Origin of the sequence: Stenotrophomonas terrae (assembly GCF_001431465.1) — a bacterium.
GTDB lineage: Bacteria > Pseudomonadota > Gammaproteobacteria > Xanthomonadales > Xanthomonadaceae > Stenotrophomonas > Stenotrophomonas terrae.
In genome coordinates, this window is record NZ_LDJJ01000004.1 from 87,717 (window position 1) to 103,832 (window position 16,116).

The window sequence follows — 16,116 nt, forward strand, 5'->3', positions numbered from 1 at the left end:
GACGGTTGCGACCAGGGCACAGCATTTTCGATGTGCTTGGCTGGAGCAGCAGTGGGCCTTGCTGAGGTTAAACGAAATGCAACGTCCGCAGGCACTCGTTGGACGGGTTCAACGTGCACGGTTACATCTGCTGCCGGTGCTAGTGGTCACGGCGCGTTTGAGGCGTTCTTGACGGATGGCGGCACGCTCGGAAATCTTTCGGGCACATTGTCGCCAAACAAGTTCTATTGGTTGAGCACCCTGACATGTGACAAGCGACCTTCTCAGACAACTTCTTTCTTGCCTGTCAGCGGGTCTACAGGGTGCAACCGAGGTTGCGTTGTCAAATACGCTCAGAATGCTGATGAGACTAGTGTGGTCTCGGCAACCGGTGGTGTTTGTTCAGACGAGGATCTGAAAAAGAACTGCCCGAGTGGTAGCTATTGGAACGGCTATATGGGCGTCTGCGAGCCGGTAGACAAACCCTGCCCGGAAGGCCAGAAGAAGAAGGACGGGCAGTGTGTCCCTGATGGCGAGTGCCCTGAAGGAATGGTTGCCACGCCTGGTACTACTCCGGGTGCTATCCAGCAGGGTTCTTTGTATTGCAGCCCTGAAAAAAGCGAGTGCCCGGCAGGCAATGTTAAATCTGCTGCTGGCAAGTGCTTACCCGGTGATGGTCAATGTTCCGCAGGTGAAGCTAAGGGCAAGGACGGTACTTGCAAGAAGGATAGCAACGGAGATGGAAAGCCCGACGAAGAAGACGGCGAGCAAGATCCCAACAAAGATTCTGCGTCAGGTGGTGACAGCTGTGACGCGCCCCCGAGCTGTAGCGGCAATGCCATTCAGTGCATGCAGGTCAAGGTGCAATGGCGCATTGATTGCAATACCCGAAAGAACCGTAATGTTACCGGTGGCACGTGCACAGCGGTTCCGATTTGCACAGGCGATAAATGCGACGCAATGGAGTATGCGTCGTTGTTGCAGCAATGGAAGTCAGCCTGTGCGCTGGAGAAGCTCGCTAAGGACGGTACGGGTGAGGGTGCTGGTGACTCATCTGATGCAAACGGAAACGGCGTTCCTGACGTTCTGGAAGGCACTGGTGAGGTGACTGGACCGGGTGACGGCACCGGTGACGTTGAAGGTGCAAAGAAGTTCGGCCTCGGCGTCTCTACAAACATGCTCGACCAGGACAACATTTTCGGCGGTGGCTCCTGTCCGCAGCCCCCTACGTTCCAGCTTATGGGCGTAACGATCAGCGGTGCTGATTTCCCGTACTGGTGCAAAGCGATGTCAATTCTTCGTGCACTGATACTTCTGTTCGGTGCGTTCACTGCATTAAAAATCCTGATGGGATGGGGGTTCTAATGAGCGGCATGGTTTGGGGTTGGATCGTAAGCGGCATCACCCATCTTCTTGGCAAGCTGAAAGAGGCCGCCTCTGGAATTGTTGGGAAGGTGCTTGCAACGTTCGGCTTAACGACCGTTACTTTTAATGCTGTCTTGCCGAACTTGAAGTCATTTGTTTTGACTCAGGTCAATGGATTGGACGGCCCCGCTTTACAGGTGCTTGGCTATTTGCAGGTAGGAACTGTGATGTCGATGATTCTTTCAGCGCTTACCGTACGACTCGCTTGGAAGGTCTTCATAGTCCCCAAATCGGTTGCTGATCAGCTTGCCGGGGGTGGGTCATGATTTACTGGTTCACGGGTCAGCCTGGACACGGCAAGACGCTACACGCAATCGAACGGCTTCTTGAGTTCAAGGATCAAGGCCGAATGGTTTACGCGTGCAATATCCGCGAATTCGACTACGCGAAAACCGGCGTGTTGGAAATGACGCCCGAGCAGTTCAGAGACTGGCCGAATTTTTTGCCTGATGGTGCTGTTGCTCTGGTGGACGAAGCGTATGAGCATGGCATGCTTCCGAAGCGCCCGTCAGGCTCAAAGGTCCCCAATCACGTTGAGCAATTGGCGAAGCACCGTCACCGTGGTTTGGATTTCATCTTTGTCAGCCAGTCACCTGACAAGCAATGCGATCAGTTCGTACACGATCTGATTGAACGCCACATCCACGTGCGCCGTCGCTTCGGTACGCAGTTCGTGCAGCTCCGTGAGTTCGACAAGTTTGAAGCGCAGGCCGAGAAGGCCATACCGCTTGTCAACAGGCGCAAGAAGTTGCCCAAGCGACCTATGGGCACCTATAAATCAACTGAGCTCGACACGACTGAGCGCAGAATTCCTTGGTACTACATCGCGTTTCCTATCGGCATTGCCCTTGGTTTGTTCATGATGTACTACACGTTCGGTTCAATGGGAAAGCGGCTTGGTGGCGACGAGCAAACGTTACCGCCTGCCAATCAAGTGGGCACGGCGACAACGCCGCGCGACGGAGCGAATGCGACGGCGGGAGGCGGTGTTGCGGCGGGCTCTCCGATGACAGCAGCCGAGTATGCGAAGCGCTTCATTCCACGCATTCCATCTGAACCATGGAGCGCACCTGCCTACGACGACAGTCTCTCTTTGCCGAGTGAAGCGCCGCGGCTGTTCTGCATGTCTTCTATGGGTGGCACTAATGCCCAGGGCAAGAACGCCGAGCCTTCGTGCACCTGCTTGACAGAGCAGGGCACCAATTACGTAGTTGATGAACCTACCTGTCGCTTTGTCGCACGACGTGGGCAATACGAGCCTTATCGCGATGAGCGAAACGACCGGTTCGTCGATGGGCCTACGCAGATTGAGCGCAATAAGGAATCTATTGCCGAACGAGGGCAGGGGAGCGTCGTTATCAATCGTGGTCAGCGCTCGCAGGGCACGTTTCCCGAGGTGCAGTCGTACAACACACCCACAACGGTGCCTTCAACGGACTTCCAGCTATGACCAGCTCGGCACGTGAAATCCTAAAATGGCTCGCCCTTGTACTGATGACAGGAGACCACGCGGTAAAAGTGTTGGCGGGCGGTTACGTTCCGGTCGTCTCTGAACTCGGCCGCATCGCGTTCCCGTTGTTCGCGTTGGTAATGGCCTACAACTTGGCCCAGCCGCGTGCCGATTATGCGAAATCGTTTCGGCGTCTTTCCATCTGGGGCCTGGTCGCTCAACCGGTCTATGCCTGGACGTTCGACACCATGCTGCCGGTCAACGTCCTGTTCTCGTTCGCGCTGGCTGTAGCGTGCTGCTGGGCGGTCCAGAATCGCCGCTGGGGGCTGCTGGTGGTGCTTTGTGGCCCAATGCCGATGCTGGTGGACTACCAGTGGTCTGGCATCGCCCTGGTGCTGTCTGCGTGGCTGTTCTTCCGACGGCACGGCCGAGCGTTCTGGCTGCTGGGTTCTTGGGATTGGCGTAGGGAACGTCTTTACGCCATGGTGCCTATCTGGATCTGGCTCGCCCTGGGCTGGCTGTGTTATTTCAACGGGAGTGGCTGGGCTCTGCTGGCTCTGCCGGTTATCGGCTTCGTTGATGTGTTTACCCGGGAGCTTGGGTTCTGGAACGGCGTCAGGCGCTCGCGCTGGGGCTTCTACGGCTACTACGTTGGTCACCTTGCGCTGCTGGCACTCATCGCCGTGGTGGTCGCCTGAGGGGTGCAGGGGCGATGCCCCTGCGTTGACCAGGTCTTTACCTGCTGACCGCTCTTCATTTCGGCGCCGGAGCACGTCCTGCAGGAAAATCACCTTGGAATCGCTTGTGCCGCAAGGCTTTTCAAAAAGTACCGATCGACTAACACCTGGTCGACCAGCTGCCATCATCGACCGCCATTCCCGGGCGATATTGCAGGTCAGGGAGAGCCACCGCAGATCTTCCGGACAGATGCTGTGGCCTTCGGGCGTCCAGAAGTGGCCGCCCTGGAATCCGAATCCTTCCCATTGCCCGGTCAATTCAAGCCGGTCGTATCCGTCAAGCTTCATGCCTGTACTTCATCCTTGCGGGGTTTCCGCTGGGGCAGGCAAGAGCTGATCCAGAGCCAGACCCAGCTCAGCCTGGACATGACTCTATTTCGCATAATGTATATTATGTAAAAAGGCGCACCGTCTTGCCGTAGAGCCTAGAACTTCATCCCTATCAGTAGCTCTGCCTGGTGATCTAGTGTGCTCACTACTTGCTGCGCTAGCTTGGGCAATAGCCGTCTTGGATTCCCGGTGCGCAGCAGCAGCATTGATTGGAGCCAGATTCTGGACAGATCTGGCGTACTTGGACCAGGCTTCCTCCTCAGATCTCGTCAGTCCAGAGCTAAGCATTTCGTTGGCGGCCCGATACGACTCACGGCACTGACAGCCCGAAGGCGTACATGAAGCCACAGCCCGTTCATGGCTGCCTTACTTGATATTCCAGCAACCCGGATGCTGCAGGTCACCGAAATCGGAATCGAAATCGGATTGAGGCGCCCGGGTCACGCCTTCGAAGATGCAGTGAATGGTCCGATGATCGTGCGCTGCGGGAAATCGACAAAATGGACGGCCGTTAATTTAGTGACTCGTCACTTTTATGGCAAGCGGCGACCCAGGCCTCCCAGTGCGGCTAGAACCAGGTAGCTGCATCAACAACCCAAAACCTCCAAATCGAACACCCACTGCGTCTCTATGGAAGATACCTCGCACCTCCAGCGGAATATTGCTATTGAGACGCGTTCGCAATAGGATCGCTGCCGTGCTTCTGCTGGCAGGCTGCCGCCGCCCTGCCCCATTCTGCGTTTCTCGCCAAGGCCACCTTCTTGCTGCCTCGTCTCCTACGCGTGCGTTTTCCGCGCCGTTCTGCCCTGTACGTCTTTCTTAGCGCTGTGTGCCTGAACGCACAGGCGCAGTCCACAGAGAGCGCCGTCTCCGGCCAAACTGCCAAGCAGGCAACCGAACTCGACGCGATTCAGGTCAAAGGCGAGCGCCTGGGGTTGAACCTCAACCTCGATGCAAGTGCGGGGGCCTTGGGCACCAAGCGGCTCCTGGATACGCCGTTCTCGGTAACCGTGGTGGAACAGGAAGACATTGAAAAACGCGCCGCAACCACGTTGGGCGATGTCTTCATCAATGATCCGTCTGTGTATGCAGCAGAGCCTTCAGCCACCACCGCTTGGTGGGGCACGCAGATCCGCGGTATCGGCGTGACCAACCACTATGTGGATGGGGTGCCGATGATGATGGAATGGGGCGGCGAGTATCCGCTTGAAGCGGTCGAATCGGTGCAGGCACTGAAGGGCCTCGGTGGCTTCATGTACGGCTTTGGTTCGCCTGGCGGCATCATCAGCTACCGGACCAAACAGCCTACCACCAGCCCGATGTTCTCCACCACGCTGGGCTGGCGCAATGACAGCGCCTGGTCCGCCCGCGTGGACGCCAGTACCCGTTTCAATGGGCCGGATTCATTAGGCGTACGCGTCAATCTGGGCAAGGATGGTGGTGATGCCTATAACGGCGCCGGGTTGGATCGCGAGGTATTGGCGATAGCCGTTGAGCAACCGATCGGCGACGCGCTGGTTTGGCATGCCGAAGTGCTACGCGAGGACAACAAGCTGAAGCACGAACCGATGTACTTCTACTGGGACAGCTACGCGGGTGATCGCCTGCCACGCCCCACCTACGATTACGAGAATGTTCGCGTACGCAACTCCTACTATCGTGCAAAGACCACCAACGCCACCACTGGCCTGCAATGGCGTGTGAGTGAGGATTGGAACGTGGACTTCACCGTTGGTGGCAGCCGACGCGAACACTACTCGAACAAGATGTTCGGCAATCTGCTCAATGAAGCAGGTGATTACGAGGGCAGCGTTTACAACTTTGCTGCCGATCTGCGCAGCAGCGTCGCCCAGGTCCTGGTCAACGTTAGCGTCGAAACCGGTACGGTCCGTCATGAGCTGGTGTTTGGCGCCGCGATGCAGCGCAGTTGGGACCGATGGGGCAACGATTGGTATTGGAGCAATGACTTCTCCGGCAATCTTTACCGGCGTCAGGATTTCATCTCCCACCACGTTCCGGACTTCAGTTTTGCAGCAGTGAGTTCGGATGAGCGGCAGAAGTCGGTGTTCGCCAGCGACACGCTGCACTTCGGTGAAAAATGGCAGGCGGTACTCGGCGCGCGCTACGTGGACTACGAACAGCGCGACAAGGACGGCGAACCGACGGTGGATTCACGCTACGCAACCTCGGCACTTACCCCAACACTTGCGCTGATCTACAAGCCAGTGGAGGCGGTATCGATCTACGGCAGCTACGTGGAGTCGCTGGAATCCGCAGGGCGCGTGGGCGTTGACAGTGAGCCACCCTACGCCAATGCCGGTCAGGTGCTGGACGCCACCATCAGCAAACAATACGAAATAGGCGCCAAGTACCAGAGCGGCAAGCTCGGCTTCACCACAGCTGCATTCCGCGTCGAACGTGGCGCGCAGATCGACCAATGGCGTGACGGCCAACGTTATCTGATGCAGGACGGCCTCACCCTGTATCGCGGTTTTGAAGCAATTGCCAGCTATGGCCTAACAGAGAATCTGGATATTGGCATGGGTGGCCTGTGGCTGGATGCCAGTCTTGAGGATCTCTCGCCGGAGAACGCCGCGCTGCGCGGCAATCGCCCGGCAGGTTCTGCGCCGCGAAGCTACGTCGGCAACTTCGAGTACCGCCCTGCCCCGCTGACGGGCTTCAGTCTGCATGGCACGGTCCGCTATTCCGGAGAGCAGTACTACGAAGATGCCAATCGCATCCTGATCCCAGGGCGCACAGTCACCGACCTCGGCTTCCAGTACCGCGCCAGGCTCGCGGGGCGCGATGCCACGCTGACGGGCAATCTCAACAACGTGTTCAATCGTAAATATTGGAACCTGGACATGCTCGGCGAGGCACGGAACGCGTCGTTGGATCTGCGCATTGACTGGTAAGCCAAGGTTCAATGCCTGCGGCGGTCCAGGCATCCGCTGATGTCTGCCGACAGACGCGGGTTGCCGCCTGTGGCGCCTGATCCGAGATGTCGGCCTTGAACCACGCGGTCGGGCTTCAGGCCGCACTTTATTAATTAAAGTGGCGCGTCACTTTAATTAATGGGCATCAAAGAAAAGCAGCCTCAGCGCAGCTGATCCAAGACCTGACGCAAAGCGCTGACCTGGGCGCTTTCCGTTTGAATCCAATCGTTGTCCAGTCCCTTCAGCGCCGGGTTCTGATAACGCATCGCTGATCGCTGCCTGGCCTTGGCCGAGGCATGCAGCTGCAGGCAGCCCGATTGCCGCGCTACTTCTGCAATATTTTCGGCGTTCAACCCTGCCCCGGCCATCAACTGCAGCCGTGATCCGGCTTGTTTGACCAGCGTGGCAAGCGTTGCGCTGCCTTCGGCGGCGCCGGTATGGCCGCCCGAGCTGAGGATGCGTTTGATGCCCAGGCCGGCTATCTGTTCCAGTGCTGCAGGCAGATCACGTGCGGCGTCGAAGGCGCGATGGAAGGTGATGTCCAATGGCCCGGCAACACGCACCAGTTCGCGGCACAACGCTACGTCGATCTCGCCATCTGCATTCAATGCTCCAATCACCACACCGTCGCAGCCAAGCTGCCGACAATGGGCAATGTCGCGCAGCATGATCTCCGTTTCCATCGGTCCGTAATGGAAATCACCCGGTCGTGGTCGTATCAATACGTATAGCGGGATCTGCACGTGGTCACGCGCTACCGCAATGCTGCCGTACGACGGTGTCGTGCCGCCCTGCTCCAGGTTCTCGAACAGTTCAATGCGGTTGGCGCCACCTTGTTGCGCGGCCAGCGCCGACATCGCCGAATTGCAGGCGATTTCCAGCAGATACGGCGAACTCATGCCTGCGTGCTCGTGTACACCGAGACTGATTCAAGCAAGGCATCCTGTTTGCTGCTGTCGCATACCGCATACACAAAGCCGCGATGCAGCGCATAGGCGCCCACTTCCCCACTGCGGTTCATCGCCAGGAAACAGACCTGCAAGGTGCGGCTGGCCTCGGGGCGTTTGCGAACCACGCGCTGGATGGCTTCGCGGCAGGCTTCGGCCGGTGAGCGGCCTTGCCGCATCAGCTCGACCACCAGGAATGACGCCGCGTTGCGGATCATCTCTTCGCCCATGCCGGATGCGGTGGCGGCGCCCACTTCGTTGTCCACATATAGCCCGGCGCCGATGATCGGGCTGTCGCCGACGCGGCCGTGCATCTTGAAGGCCATGCCGCTGGTGGCGCAGGCACCGGCCATTTCGCCCTTGTGATCGATGGCGATCATGCCCAGCGTGTCGTGGTTGTCCTTGTCGCCGGGAATGCCGCGGCGTTCGGCGTTGATCTGCGGTGCGTAGTGCTCGGTCTTGAGCCACTCGCGCCAGGCTTTTTCCGCTGCCGGCGTCAGCAGATTCCGGCGTTCATGGCCTTGCTGTATCGCAAACTGCTGCGCACCCTCGCCCACCAGCATCACATGCGGTGTTTTCTCCATCACCGCGCGGGCCACGGTGATGGGATGCAGGATGTCGACGATGGCCGCAACCGAACCGCAGCGGCCATCGCCAGACATGATGCTGGCATCCAGGCTGAGCACGCCGTCACGGTCGGGGTTGCCGCAGTGGCCCACCGTGGAATTGCACAGCTCGCTCTCGGCCCAGCGTGCGCCGGCTTCCACCGCATCCAGTGCACTGCCACCTGCGGCCAATACCTTCCACGCGGCCTGGTTGGCGCCCACGCCGAAATCCCAGGTCGAAACCACGCGCGCGCCGTTGTGCGCAGCGGGAGATGCGAGCAACCCGGGCGCCGTCGTGCCCAAGGCGCCGAGCAAGGTGGACGTCTGCAGGAACTGTCGTCGGGTCGTCATCGCTGGAATCTCCTCGGTTGCGCTCAGCGCGTTGTGCGCTTGTCCACGTGCCAGGCCAGGGCACCCAATACTCCCAGCTCGCCATGCTCAACGCGCCAGACGGGAACGTGCTTGAGCGCCGCTGACAGCCGGCCTTTGGCGAGGAAGCGCTGCTGGAAGCCGCCTGCATGCAGCGGCCCGCTCAAATGGCCGGTGATGCCACCGGTCAGATAGACGGCACGCGCGCCAAAGGTAAGCGCCAGATCGCCGGCCAGGCTGCCCAGCCAGGCACAGAAAACGTCCACGCTTTGGCTCGCAAGCACGTCACTGCCGCTGCGCGCCGCATCCACCAGCTCGGCCGGCGATTGCCAGCGTGGCGTGCTGCCGCGCAGTTCGCACAGCGCCGTGTACAGGGTGATCAAACCGGGGCCGGACAGAACCCGCTCGTTGTCGATGTGCTCGTAGCGCTGCGACAGCAGCCGCAGCACATCGTGTTCCAAGGCATTGGAGCCGGCCAATGCGGCGTGCCCGGCTTCGCTGGCCAGCACCGACGGGGTGCCGCCCGGCAGGTAGACGGCAACACCCAGACCGGTACCCGGGCCCAGCACCACCGCAGGTCCTGCAGTCACCCGTTCGGGTTCGCCACAGATCAGGTGCAGCGCGTCCGCTTCCGCATGTGCCATGGCCTGGGCCACGGCGACGAAATCGTTGATCAGCTCCAACGACTGCAGGCCGGAATCACGTTGGGTTGCCGCCAGCGATACCGGCCAGGCCAGATTGGTATTGAGCAGGTTGTCGCCATCCATCACGCCGGCGATCGCCACCACTGCGTGCGCGATCGGTGGCGCGTCGGTTTCGCGCGCCAGCCAATCGGCATAGTCACGCAGGATCGCGGCCAGGCTTGGATACTCGGCACAGGCGTATTTGCGGAAGCCGTTGACGCTCACGCTGCCATCGGGCTGTAGCCGGGTCCAACCCAGGCGGGCGTAAGTGCCGCCGACATCGGCGCCGATGATGGTGCTTGCGGGGGGCGAACCTGCGACTGCATCGGTGCGGGCTGCGTCTGACGACGCCGGAGTACTCATTTTTTTGCCCGTTTCTGCTGCATATCCGGGGAACGCTCGATTTGTGGTGGGCGCATGATGCTCGATCACCCGCGGCATTGAAAGCGGCTTCAAGTCAGGTGCCGCAGGACACGCCAGGTCCACCAGCCAAAGGCGGTCATCGACAACGAGCCGATCAGATGCAGGCCTATGGTGAGCAGGCCCCAGCCCAGCTGTTGGCGCTGCAACAGGTACACAACTTCAGCCGAAAACGTCGAAAAAGTGGTCAGGCCGCCCAATAGCCCGGTGACCACAAACAGCCGCCATTGCGGTGACAGCTCCGGCCTGCTGGCGAAAAACGCCAGGGCCAAGCCGATCACGTAGCCGCCCAGCAGGTTGGCGGTCAAGGTACCCAGCGGCACGGTGTTGTGCAGCGGGTTCAGCCAAAGGCTCAGTCCGTACCGCAACCATGCCCCAAGTGCCGCGCCTACGCCGATGGCCAGAAAGGAAAGCCACATGGGTTCAAGCTCCAGGCACGGGTTGGGCGGCAATGGTCATTTGCGTTGCGCGCGAGCCTGTTCGCGGGCGATGCGCAGGCGGTCAAGCTTGTCTTTCAGCTTGATCTCCAACCCGCGTTCCACCGGCTTGTAATAGACCTGCTCTCCCATGTCATCGGGGAACGCGGTCTGATCCAGGGCAATACCACCTTCGACGTCATGGTCGTATTGGTAGCCCTGCCCGTAACCCAGGGTCTTCATCAAGCGGGTGGGCGCGTTGCGCAGGTGCATGGGCACCGGCTGGGTGCCGTACTTGGCGATGTCGGCACGGGCGGCGTGCAAGGACATGTAGGCGGCGTTGGATTTGGCCGTGCTGGCCAGATAAACGACCAGGTTGGACAGTGCGATATCGCCTTCCGGGGCACCGATGCGGTCGTAGGCGTTCCAGACATTGATCGCCATTTCCAGCGCCCGCGGATCGGCCAGGCCGACGTCTTCCACCGCCATGATGGTCAGCCGGCGCAGCAGATAGGACGGATCGCAGCCGCCATCGAGCATGCGTGCCAGCCAGTAGATGGCGCCGTCCGGGTTGGAGCTGCGCACCGACTTGTGCAGGGCTGATATCTGGTCGTAAAACTGCTCACCGTTCTTGTCGAAACGGCGGGTGCGGTCGGCCAGCACCTGCAGCAGGGTTTCCGGGGTGATTTCACCGCCCTCGCCCGCTGCCAGTTCGGCGGCGATTTCCAGCAGGGTCAATGCGCGGCGCACGTCGCCATCGGCGGCGCGGGCGATTTCCAGCAATGACTCGGGCGAGACCGTGATTTCCTGCTCGCCCAGGCCACGCTCGGTGTCGGCCAGTGCGCGCTGCAGTGCTTCCACCACATCTTCGGGCGATACCGACTCCAGCACATGCACGCGGCAGCGCGACAACAGCGCCGAGTTCAGTTCGAAGGACGGATTCTCGGTGGTGGCGCCGACAAAGATGATCGTGCCGCGCTCGATATGCGGCAGGAAGGCATCCTGCTGTGCCTTGTTGAAACGGTGCACCTCGTCGACGAACAACACCGTGCGGCGGCCGTCGGCGAAGCGATGCGCCGCTTCGGCCAGCACCTGGCGCACGTCCGGCAGGCCGGACAGCACCGCAGATATCGCCTTGAACTCGGCGTCGGCGTACTGCGCCAGCAGCAAGGCCAGCGTGGTTTTGCCACAACCCGGCGGGCCCCACAGGATCATCGAATGCACGCGCCCGGATTCAACCGCGCGGCGCAGCGCCGTATTGGGCGCCAGCAGACGCTTCTGGCCGACCATTTCGTCCAGGGTGCGCGGGCGCATGCGCTCGGCGAGCGGACGCATGCTGTCCCGGTCCGCTGTCAGCAGGTCGGCGGGAGCTTCATCAAGAAAGATATTTCGGGATCTGGCCACGCCTGCATTCTAACAGCGTGGCCCCCTGCCCTCGTCTCAAAACGCGGGGTTTGGGTTCAGCGCTCGCCGACGACGTCGACGTCCTTGCCCGGCACGAAACGGAAGGTACCGGCAGCGAAGCTGGGGTTCTTCTTCCAGCCGCTGAACGTGATGATGGTGCGCTGGCCGACGGCATCCACCAGTTCCATCCGCGACAGGCCACCGCCGGAGAAGCCCAGCGCCGCCACATCAAAGCTGGCCTGGGTATCGCGCTTGGGGGTGAGCGAGAGCCACTGCATGCCATCGCGCGGCGCGGCTTCCTCGCTGATGTCGTACTGCTGCTCCAGCAAGGCTGGGTTGATCAGGGCGGTGAGCGGGTTGTTCTGCTCTTCATCGCCCTGCGGGCTGACCCGGGCCTGCTGCAGGTCCGGCTCATAAACCCACAGCTTGCTGCCGTCAGCGATGATCAGCTGCGGGTGCGGGCGGGTGTATTCCCAGCGGAACTGACGCGGCGCCGACAGCGCCACGCGGCCGCTGGACGACTCCTTGACCCGGCCGCGCGAGTCCACCACCTGCTGCGCGAACTGGCCATCGAGGCCACGCAGGCCATTGGTGAAGGACTTCAGGTCATCGCGGGCGCCGGCATGGGCATCCGCGGCAAGGCCGGCGCAAGCCAAGGCAACAGCGAGAACGAAGTGGCGCAGAAATGCAGTCATGGCGGCTTGAGATAGTGGTGTCTGTGGTGAGGCAGAGTCTGCCTCTTTTAAACTGAATGGGCGGCAATCAGTCGCTGAATGCCGCCCTTCCGTTCAGTGCTTGGGCGGTGGCGGTGCCAGCACGGTGCGGTCGCCATTGTGTTCCGGTGCGGTGACCACGCCTGCGGCTTCCATCGCCTCGATCAGGCGCGCGGCGCGGTTGTAGCCGATCTTCAGGCGACGCTGCACACCGGAGATGGAGGCGCGGCGGGTTTCGGTAACGATGCGCAGCGCCTCGTCGTACAGCGGATCGGATTCGTCGCCGGCGCTGGCGCTGCTTTCCGGCAGGCCGTTGGCGCCGACCACCACGCCATCGCCCATGGTCTGCACTTCGTCCAGCACGCCGGAGATGTAATCCGTGGGACCGCTGGCCTTCAGGTGTTCAACCACGCGGTGCACTTCTTCATCGGAGACGAAGGCACCGTGTACGCGGTCCGGCATGGCCGTGCCCGGCGGCAGGTACAACATGTCGCCATTGCCCAGCAGCGCCTCGGCGCCGGACTGGTCCAGGATGGTGCGCGAGTCGATCTTCGAACTCACCTGGAAGGCGATACGGGTCGGAATATTGGCCTTGATCAGGCCGGTGATCACGTCCACCGACGGTCGCTGCGTGGCCAGGATCAGGTGGATGCCGGCCGCACGCGCCTTCTGCGCCAGGCGCGCGATCAGCTCTTCGACCTTCTTGCCGACGATCATCATCATGTCGGCGAATTCGTCGATGAAGATGACGATGAACGGCAGCGGTTCCAGCGGACGCGGCGCCTCGCCCATCTCCGGGTTGGGCTTGAACAGCGGGTCCATCAGCGGCTGGCCGGCGTCGATGGCGTCCTTCACCTTCTTGTTGAAGCCGGCCAGGTTACGCACGCCCACCGCGCTCATCAGCTTGTAGCGGCGCTCCATTTCGGCCACGCACCAACGCAGGCCGTTGCCGGCCTCCTTCATGTCGGTAACCACCGGCGCCAGCAGATGCGGGATGCCCTGGTAGACGCTGAGTTCCAGCATCTTCGGGTCGATCATCAGCATGCGCAGGTCTTTCGGGCTGGCCTTGTACAGCAGGCTCAGCACCATCGCGTTGACCGCCACGGACTTGCCCGAGCCGGTGGTACCGGCCACCAGCAGGTGCGGCATGCGCGCCAGATCGGCCACGGTCGGGCGGCCGGCGATGTCCTTGCCCAAGGCCAGGGTCAGCGGGCTGGCCGACTTGTCGTATTCCTTGGAGCGCAGCAGCTCGGAGAGGAAGATCATCTCGCGGGTGACGTTGGGGATTTCCAGGCCGATCACCGACTTGCCCGGAATCACGTCGACCACACGCACCGATTTGACCGACAGGCCGCGCGCGATGTCCTTGTCCAGCGAGCTGATCTGGCTGACCTTGATGCCCGGCGCCGGCTCGATCTCGAAACGGGTGATCACCGGGCCCGGATAGGCGCCGACGACCTGCGCATCGATGCGGAAATCCTTGAGCTTGAATTCGATCTGCCGCGACAGGGTTTCCAGGGTCTGTTCGTCATAGCCCTTGGGCTGCGGCTTGGGATCGTCCAGCAGCGCCAGCGGCGGGATGTCCGAGCCATCACCATTGACGCCCTGGAACATCGGAATCTGGGTCTCGCGCTTGGCGCGGTCGCTTTTCTCGATCACCGGTGCCGGGCGTGGCTCGATCTTCACCGGCTCGCGCTTGGCGCGCACCTCGGCGTCCACCTTGCGCACTTCTTCGCGCTCCTCGCGCAGCACGCGGGTCTGCTGCCATTCGTTGGCCTGCTCTTTCTTCTTGTTGAGCACCGGACCCAGTGCCAGCACCCACTTGCCGATCTTCTCCATCACCGCAAACCACGACAGGCCGGTGGCCAGCGTGATCGAGGTGAGCAGCAGCACCAGCAGGAACAGATTGCTGCCGACCGGACCAAAACCGGTCTGCAGCGATTTGCCCACCAGCACGCCCAAGCCGCCACCCGCGCGGGCCACGTCGCCTGGCGGCAGGCGCAGGTACAGGAAACCGGTGGCACCAATCAGGAAGCCGACAATGCCGACCAGGCGCAATGCCGGGCCCAGGTCGTCCTGGGCACGCTCGTCGTTCTTCTTCAGGCCGAACATGGCGATCCACGCCACCGCCGCCAGCATCAGCGGGATCAGGTAGGCCACATAGCCGAACAGCTGGCGCAGCACATCGGCAATCCATGCGCCGACCTTGCCGCCCATGTTGTGCACGGGCGCAACCACCGAGCCCGACTGTGACCAGCCCGGATCGGTCGGGGAATAGGTAAACAGACTGGCCAGCAGGTACAGCAAGGCCGGCGCGATCGCGATCAACGCCAGGTCACGCCATAACTTCTGTCGACGCGGATTGTCTGCTGCAGCCGCCTGCTTGCGCGCATCAGCGGCAGCCTTGGGGCTCTTGTCGCGTTCCGGGACCTGTTTCGCCACCTTTGACCAGACCTTAAAAATGCACGGTTAGTGATTGATATTAAACGACAGATCGCCGGGTTTCACCCGCTTGCAGCGCATTGCGGTACGGCTGACAGACAGAAAACGCCAAAAAGCCGCCAGATCTTGGCAGCGGCAATGCAGGAAACAGCGAAGGTGTATCCAACGGGCCGCGCATTTCCATTCACGTGCCTTGATTCACAGGGGTCAGACCGCCACTCTATTGGCTTGCCCGGACAGTTGCGGAATGTCGCGTTCGGGCCACCAATCCTGACTTTCGCGAGTATACATGAGCACTTCCAGCCTCCCGACCAAGCACACCCGTCTGTTGATTCTGGGCTCCGGGCCCGCCGGCTGGACCTCCGCTGTCTATGGCGCGCGCGCCAACCTGAAGCCGCTGGTGGTGACCGGCCTGCAACAGGGTGGCCAGCTGATGACCACCACCGAAGTCGACAACTGGCCGGGCGATGCCCACGGCCTGATGGGTCCGGACCTGATGGCGCGCATGCAGGCCCATGCCGAGCGCTTCGACACCGAAGTGGTGTTCGACCACATCCACACCGCCGACCTGTCCAAGCGCCCGTTCACCCTCACTGGTGACAGTGCCCAGTACACCGCCGATGCGCTGATCATCGCCACCGGTGCCACTGCCAAGTACTTGGGCATTCCGTCCGAGGAAGCCTTCAAGGGCCGCGGCGTGTCAGCCTGCGCCACCTGCGACGGCTTCTTCTACAAGGACCAGGACGTGGTCGTGGTCGGCGGCGGCAATACCGCGGTCGAAGAGGCCCTGTACCTGTCCAACATCGCCCGCAAGGTTTACCTGGTCCACCGCCGCGACACGTTGAAGGCGGAAAAGATCATGCAGGACAAGCTGTTCGCCAAGGTTGCCGCCGGCAAGATCGAGACCGTCTGGCACCACCAGGTGGACGAAGTGCTGGGCAATGACGCTGGCGTCACCGGCGTGCGCGTGAAGTCCACGCTGGACGGCAGCACCCGCGATATCGAAGCCCATGGCTTCTTCGTCGCCATCGGCCACCAGCCCAACACCGAACTGTTCACCGGCCAGCTGGCCATGAACAACGGCTACCTGGAAATCCGCTCCGGCCTGGGCGGCAACGCCACCATGACCTCGGTCGAAGGCGTATTCGCCGCCGGCGACGTGGCCGACCAGCACTACCGCCAGGCCATCACCTCGGCCGGCTTCGGCTGCATGGCCGCACTGGACGCCGAACGCTTCCTGGACGAAAAGGGCGCCTGAGC

Annotated in this window: 13 protein-coding genes and 1 pseudogene; 6 read left to right on the forward strand and 8 right to left on the reverse strand. The window is 61.4% G+C overall.

Features of this window, described 5'->3' with window-relative positions; translation table 11 throughout:
* The first annotated feature begins 354 nt into the window (after positions 1–354).
* The 4 genes from ABB27_RS19525 to ABB27_RS01035 are packed head-to-tail and all read left to right on the forward strand — an operon-like array spanning position 355 to position 3,552.
* Positions 355–1,344 carry a virulence factor TspB C-terminal domain-related protein gene (locus tag ABB27_RS19525; RefSeq protein WP_152984371.1) on the forward strand — a complete coding sequence of 330 codons (990 nt, stop codon included), beginning with the start codon at positions 355–357 and terminating at the stop codon, positions 1,342–1,344.
* Positions 1,344–1,670 (forward strand): DUF2523 family protein, encoded by a 327-nt coding sequence (locus tag ABB27_RS01025; RefSeq protein ID WP_057626363.1) that lies wholly within the window; start codon positions 1,344–1,346, stop codon positions 1,668–1,670. Before ABB27_RS19525 ends, ABB27_RS01025 begins: the two co-directional genes overlap by 1 nt.
* A complete protein-coding gene (locus ABB27_RS01030) occupies positions 1,667–2,854 on the forward strand; it encodes a zonular occludens toxin domain-containing protein (RefSeq protein ID WP_057626364.1) in 1,188 nt (395 codons plus the stop codon). The genes ABB27_RS01025 and ABB27_RS01030 overlap by 4 nt, the downstream gene beginning before the upstream one ends.
* Positions 2,851–3,552, forward strand: a complete 702-nt coding sequence (locus tag ABB27_RS01035; protein ID WP_057626365.1) for a TraX family protein — start codon at positions 2,851–2,853, stop codon at positions 3,550–3,552. The genes ABB27_RS01030 and ABB27_RS01035 overlap by 4 nt, the downstream gene beginning before the upstream one ends.
* A gap of 174 nt (positions 3,553–3,726) precedes the next feature.
* On the opposite strand, the pseudogene ABB27_RS20255 reads toward ABB27_RS01035, so the two are convergent.
* Positions 3,727–3,879: pseudogene (locus tag ABB27_RS20255) on the reverse strand (DUF3653 domain-containing protein); the annotation flags it as partial.
* A gap of 869 nt (positions 3,880–4,748) precedes the next feature.
* Here ABB27_RS20255 and ABB27_RS01040 point away from each other — a divergent pair.
* Positions 4,749–6,836: a TonB-dependent siderophore receptor gene (locus ABB27_RS01040; RefSeq protein ID WP_244479098.1), complete on the forward strand. Its 2,088-nt coding sequence runs from the start codon at positions 4,749–4,751 to the stop codon at positions 6,834–6,836.
* A 182-nt stretch (positions 6,837–7,018) separates the two neighbouring features.
* On the opposite strand, the gene ABB27_RS01045 is transcribed toward ABB27_RS01040, so the two are convergent.
* The 7 genes from ABB27_RS01045 to ABB27_RS01075 all read right to left on the reverse strand — a co-directional run bounded on the left by ABB27_RS01045 (position 7,019) and on the right by ABB27_RS01075 (position 14,856).
* Positions 7,019–7,756, reverse strand: a complete 738-nt coding sequence (locus tag ABB27_RS01045; RefSeq protein WP_057626367.1) for a copper homeostasis protein CutC — start codon at positions 7,754–7,756, stop codon at positions 7,019–7,021.
* Positions 7,753–8,760 carry a glycosylasparaginase gene (locus ABB27_RS01050; RefSeq protein ID WP_057626368.1) on the reverse strand — a complete coding sequence of 336 codons (1,008 nt, stop codon included), beginning with the start codon at positions 8,758–8,760 and terminating at the stop codon, positions 7,753–7,755. The genes ABB27_RS01045 and ABB27_RS01050 overlap by 4 nt, the downstream gene beginning before the upstream one ends.
* A 23-nt stretch (positions 8,761–8,783) precedes the next feature.
* Complete coding sequence (locus ABB27_RS01055; RefSeq protein ID WP_057626369.1) at positions 8,784–9,824, reverse strand: glucokinase; 1,041 nt, start codon at positions 9,822–9,824, stop codon at positions 8,784–8,786.
* A gap of 89 nt (positions 9,825–9,913) precedes the next feature.
* Positions 9,914–10,300 carry a fluoride efflux transporter CrcB gene (gene crcB / locus ABB27_RS01060; RefSeq protein ID WP_057626370.1) on the reverse strand — a complete coding sequence of 129 codons (387 nt, stop codon included), beginning with the start codon at positions 10,298–10,300 and terminating at the stop codon, positions 9,914–9,916.
* Between the two features lie 36 nt (positions 10,301–10,336).
* Positions 10,337–11,632: a replication-associated recombination protein A gene (locus tag ABB27_RS01065; protein WP_083491081.1), complete on the reverse strand. Its 1,296-nt coding sequence runs from the start codon at positions 11,630–11,632 to the stop codon at positions 10,337–10,339.
* 125 nt (positions 11,633–11,757) lie between these two features.
* Positions 11,758–12,396, reverse strand: coding sequence for an outer membrane lipoprotein periplasmic chaperone LolA (lolA, locus tag ABB27_RS01070; RefSeq protein ID WP_057626371.1), 639 nt, complete (start codon positions 12,394–12,396; stop codon positions 11,758–11,760).
* Positions 12,397–12,489: 93 nt separating this feature from the next.
* A complete protein-coding gene (locus tag ABB27_RS01075) occupies positions 12,490–14,856 on the reverse strand; it encodes a DNA translocase FtsK (protein WP_057626372.1) in 2,367 nt (788 codons plus the stop codon).
* Between the two features lie 289 nt (positions 14,857–15,145).
* Between ABB27_RS01075 and trxB the strand changes: the two genes are divergently transcribed.
* A complete protein-coding gene (gene trxB, locus ABB27_RS01080) occupies positions 15,146–16,114 on the forward strand; it encodes a thioredoxin-disulfide reductase (RefSeq protein WP_057626373.1) in 969 nt (322 codons plus the stop codon).
* Positions 16,115–16,116 lie beyond the last annotated feature (2 nt).

Excerpts from the sequence above, each read along its gene's own strand:
- ABB27_RS01045 (WP_057626367.1), bottom strand. The coding sequence starts at position 7,756 with ATGAGTTCGCCGTATCTGCTGGAAATCGCCTGCAATTCGGCGATGTCG.
- ABB27_RS01030 (WP_057626364.1), top strand. The coding sequence starts at position 1,667 with ATGATTTACTGGTTCACGGGTCAGCCTGGACACGGCAAGACGCTACAC.
- trxB (WP_057626373.1), top strand. The coding sequence starts at position 15,146 with ATGAGCACTTCCAGCCTCCCGACCAAGCACACCCGTCTGTTGATTCTG.
- lolA (WP_057626371.1), bottom strand. The coding sequence starts at position 12,396 with ATGACTGCATTTCTGCGCCACTTCGTTCTCGCTGTTGCCTTGGCTTGC.
- ABB27_RS01035 (WP_057626365.1), top strand. The coding sequence starts at position 2,851 with ATGACCAGCTCGGCACGTGAAATCCTAAAATGGCTCGCCCTTGTACTG.
- ABB27_RS01055 (WP_057626369.1), bottom strand. The coding sequence starts at position 9,824 with ATGAGTACTCCGGCGTCGTCAGACGCAGCCCGCACCGATGCAGTCGCA.
- crcB (WP_057626370.1), bottom strand. The coding sequence starts at position 10,300 with ATGTGGCTTTCCTTTCTGGCCATCGGCGTAGGCGCGGCACTTGGGGCA.
- ABB27_RS01025 (WP_057626363.1), top strand. The coding sequence starts at position 1,344 with ATGAGCGGCATGGTTTGGGGTTGGATCGTAAGCGGCATCACCCATCTT.
- ABB27_RS01050 (WP_057626368.1), bottom strand. The coding sequence starts at position 8,760 with ATGACGACCCGACGACAGTTCCTGCAGACGTCCACCTTGCTCGGCGCC.
- ABB27_RS01065 (WP_083491081.1), bottom strand. The coding sequence starts at position 11,632 with ATGCGTCCGCTCGCCGAGCGCATGCGCCCGCGCACCCTGGACGAAATG.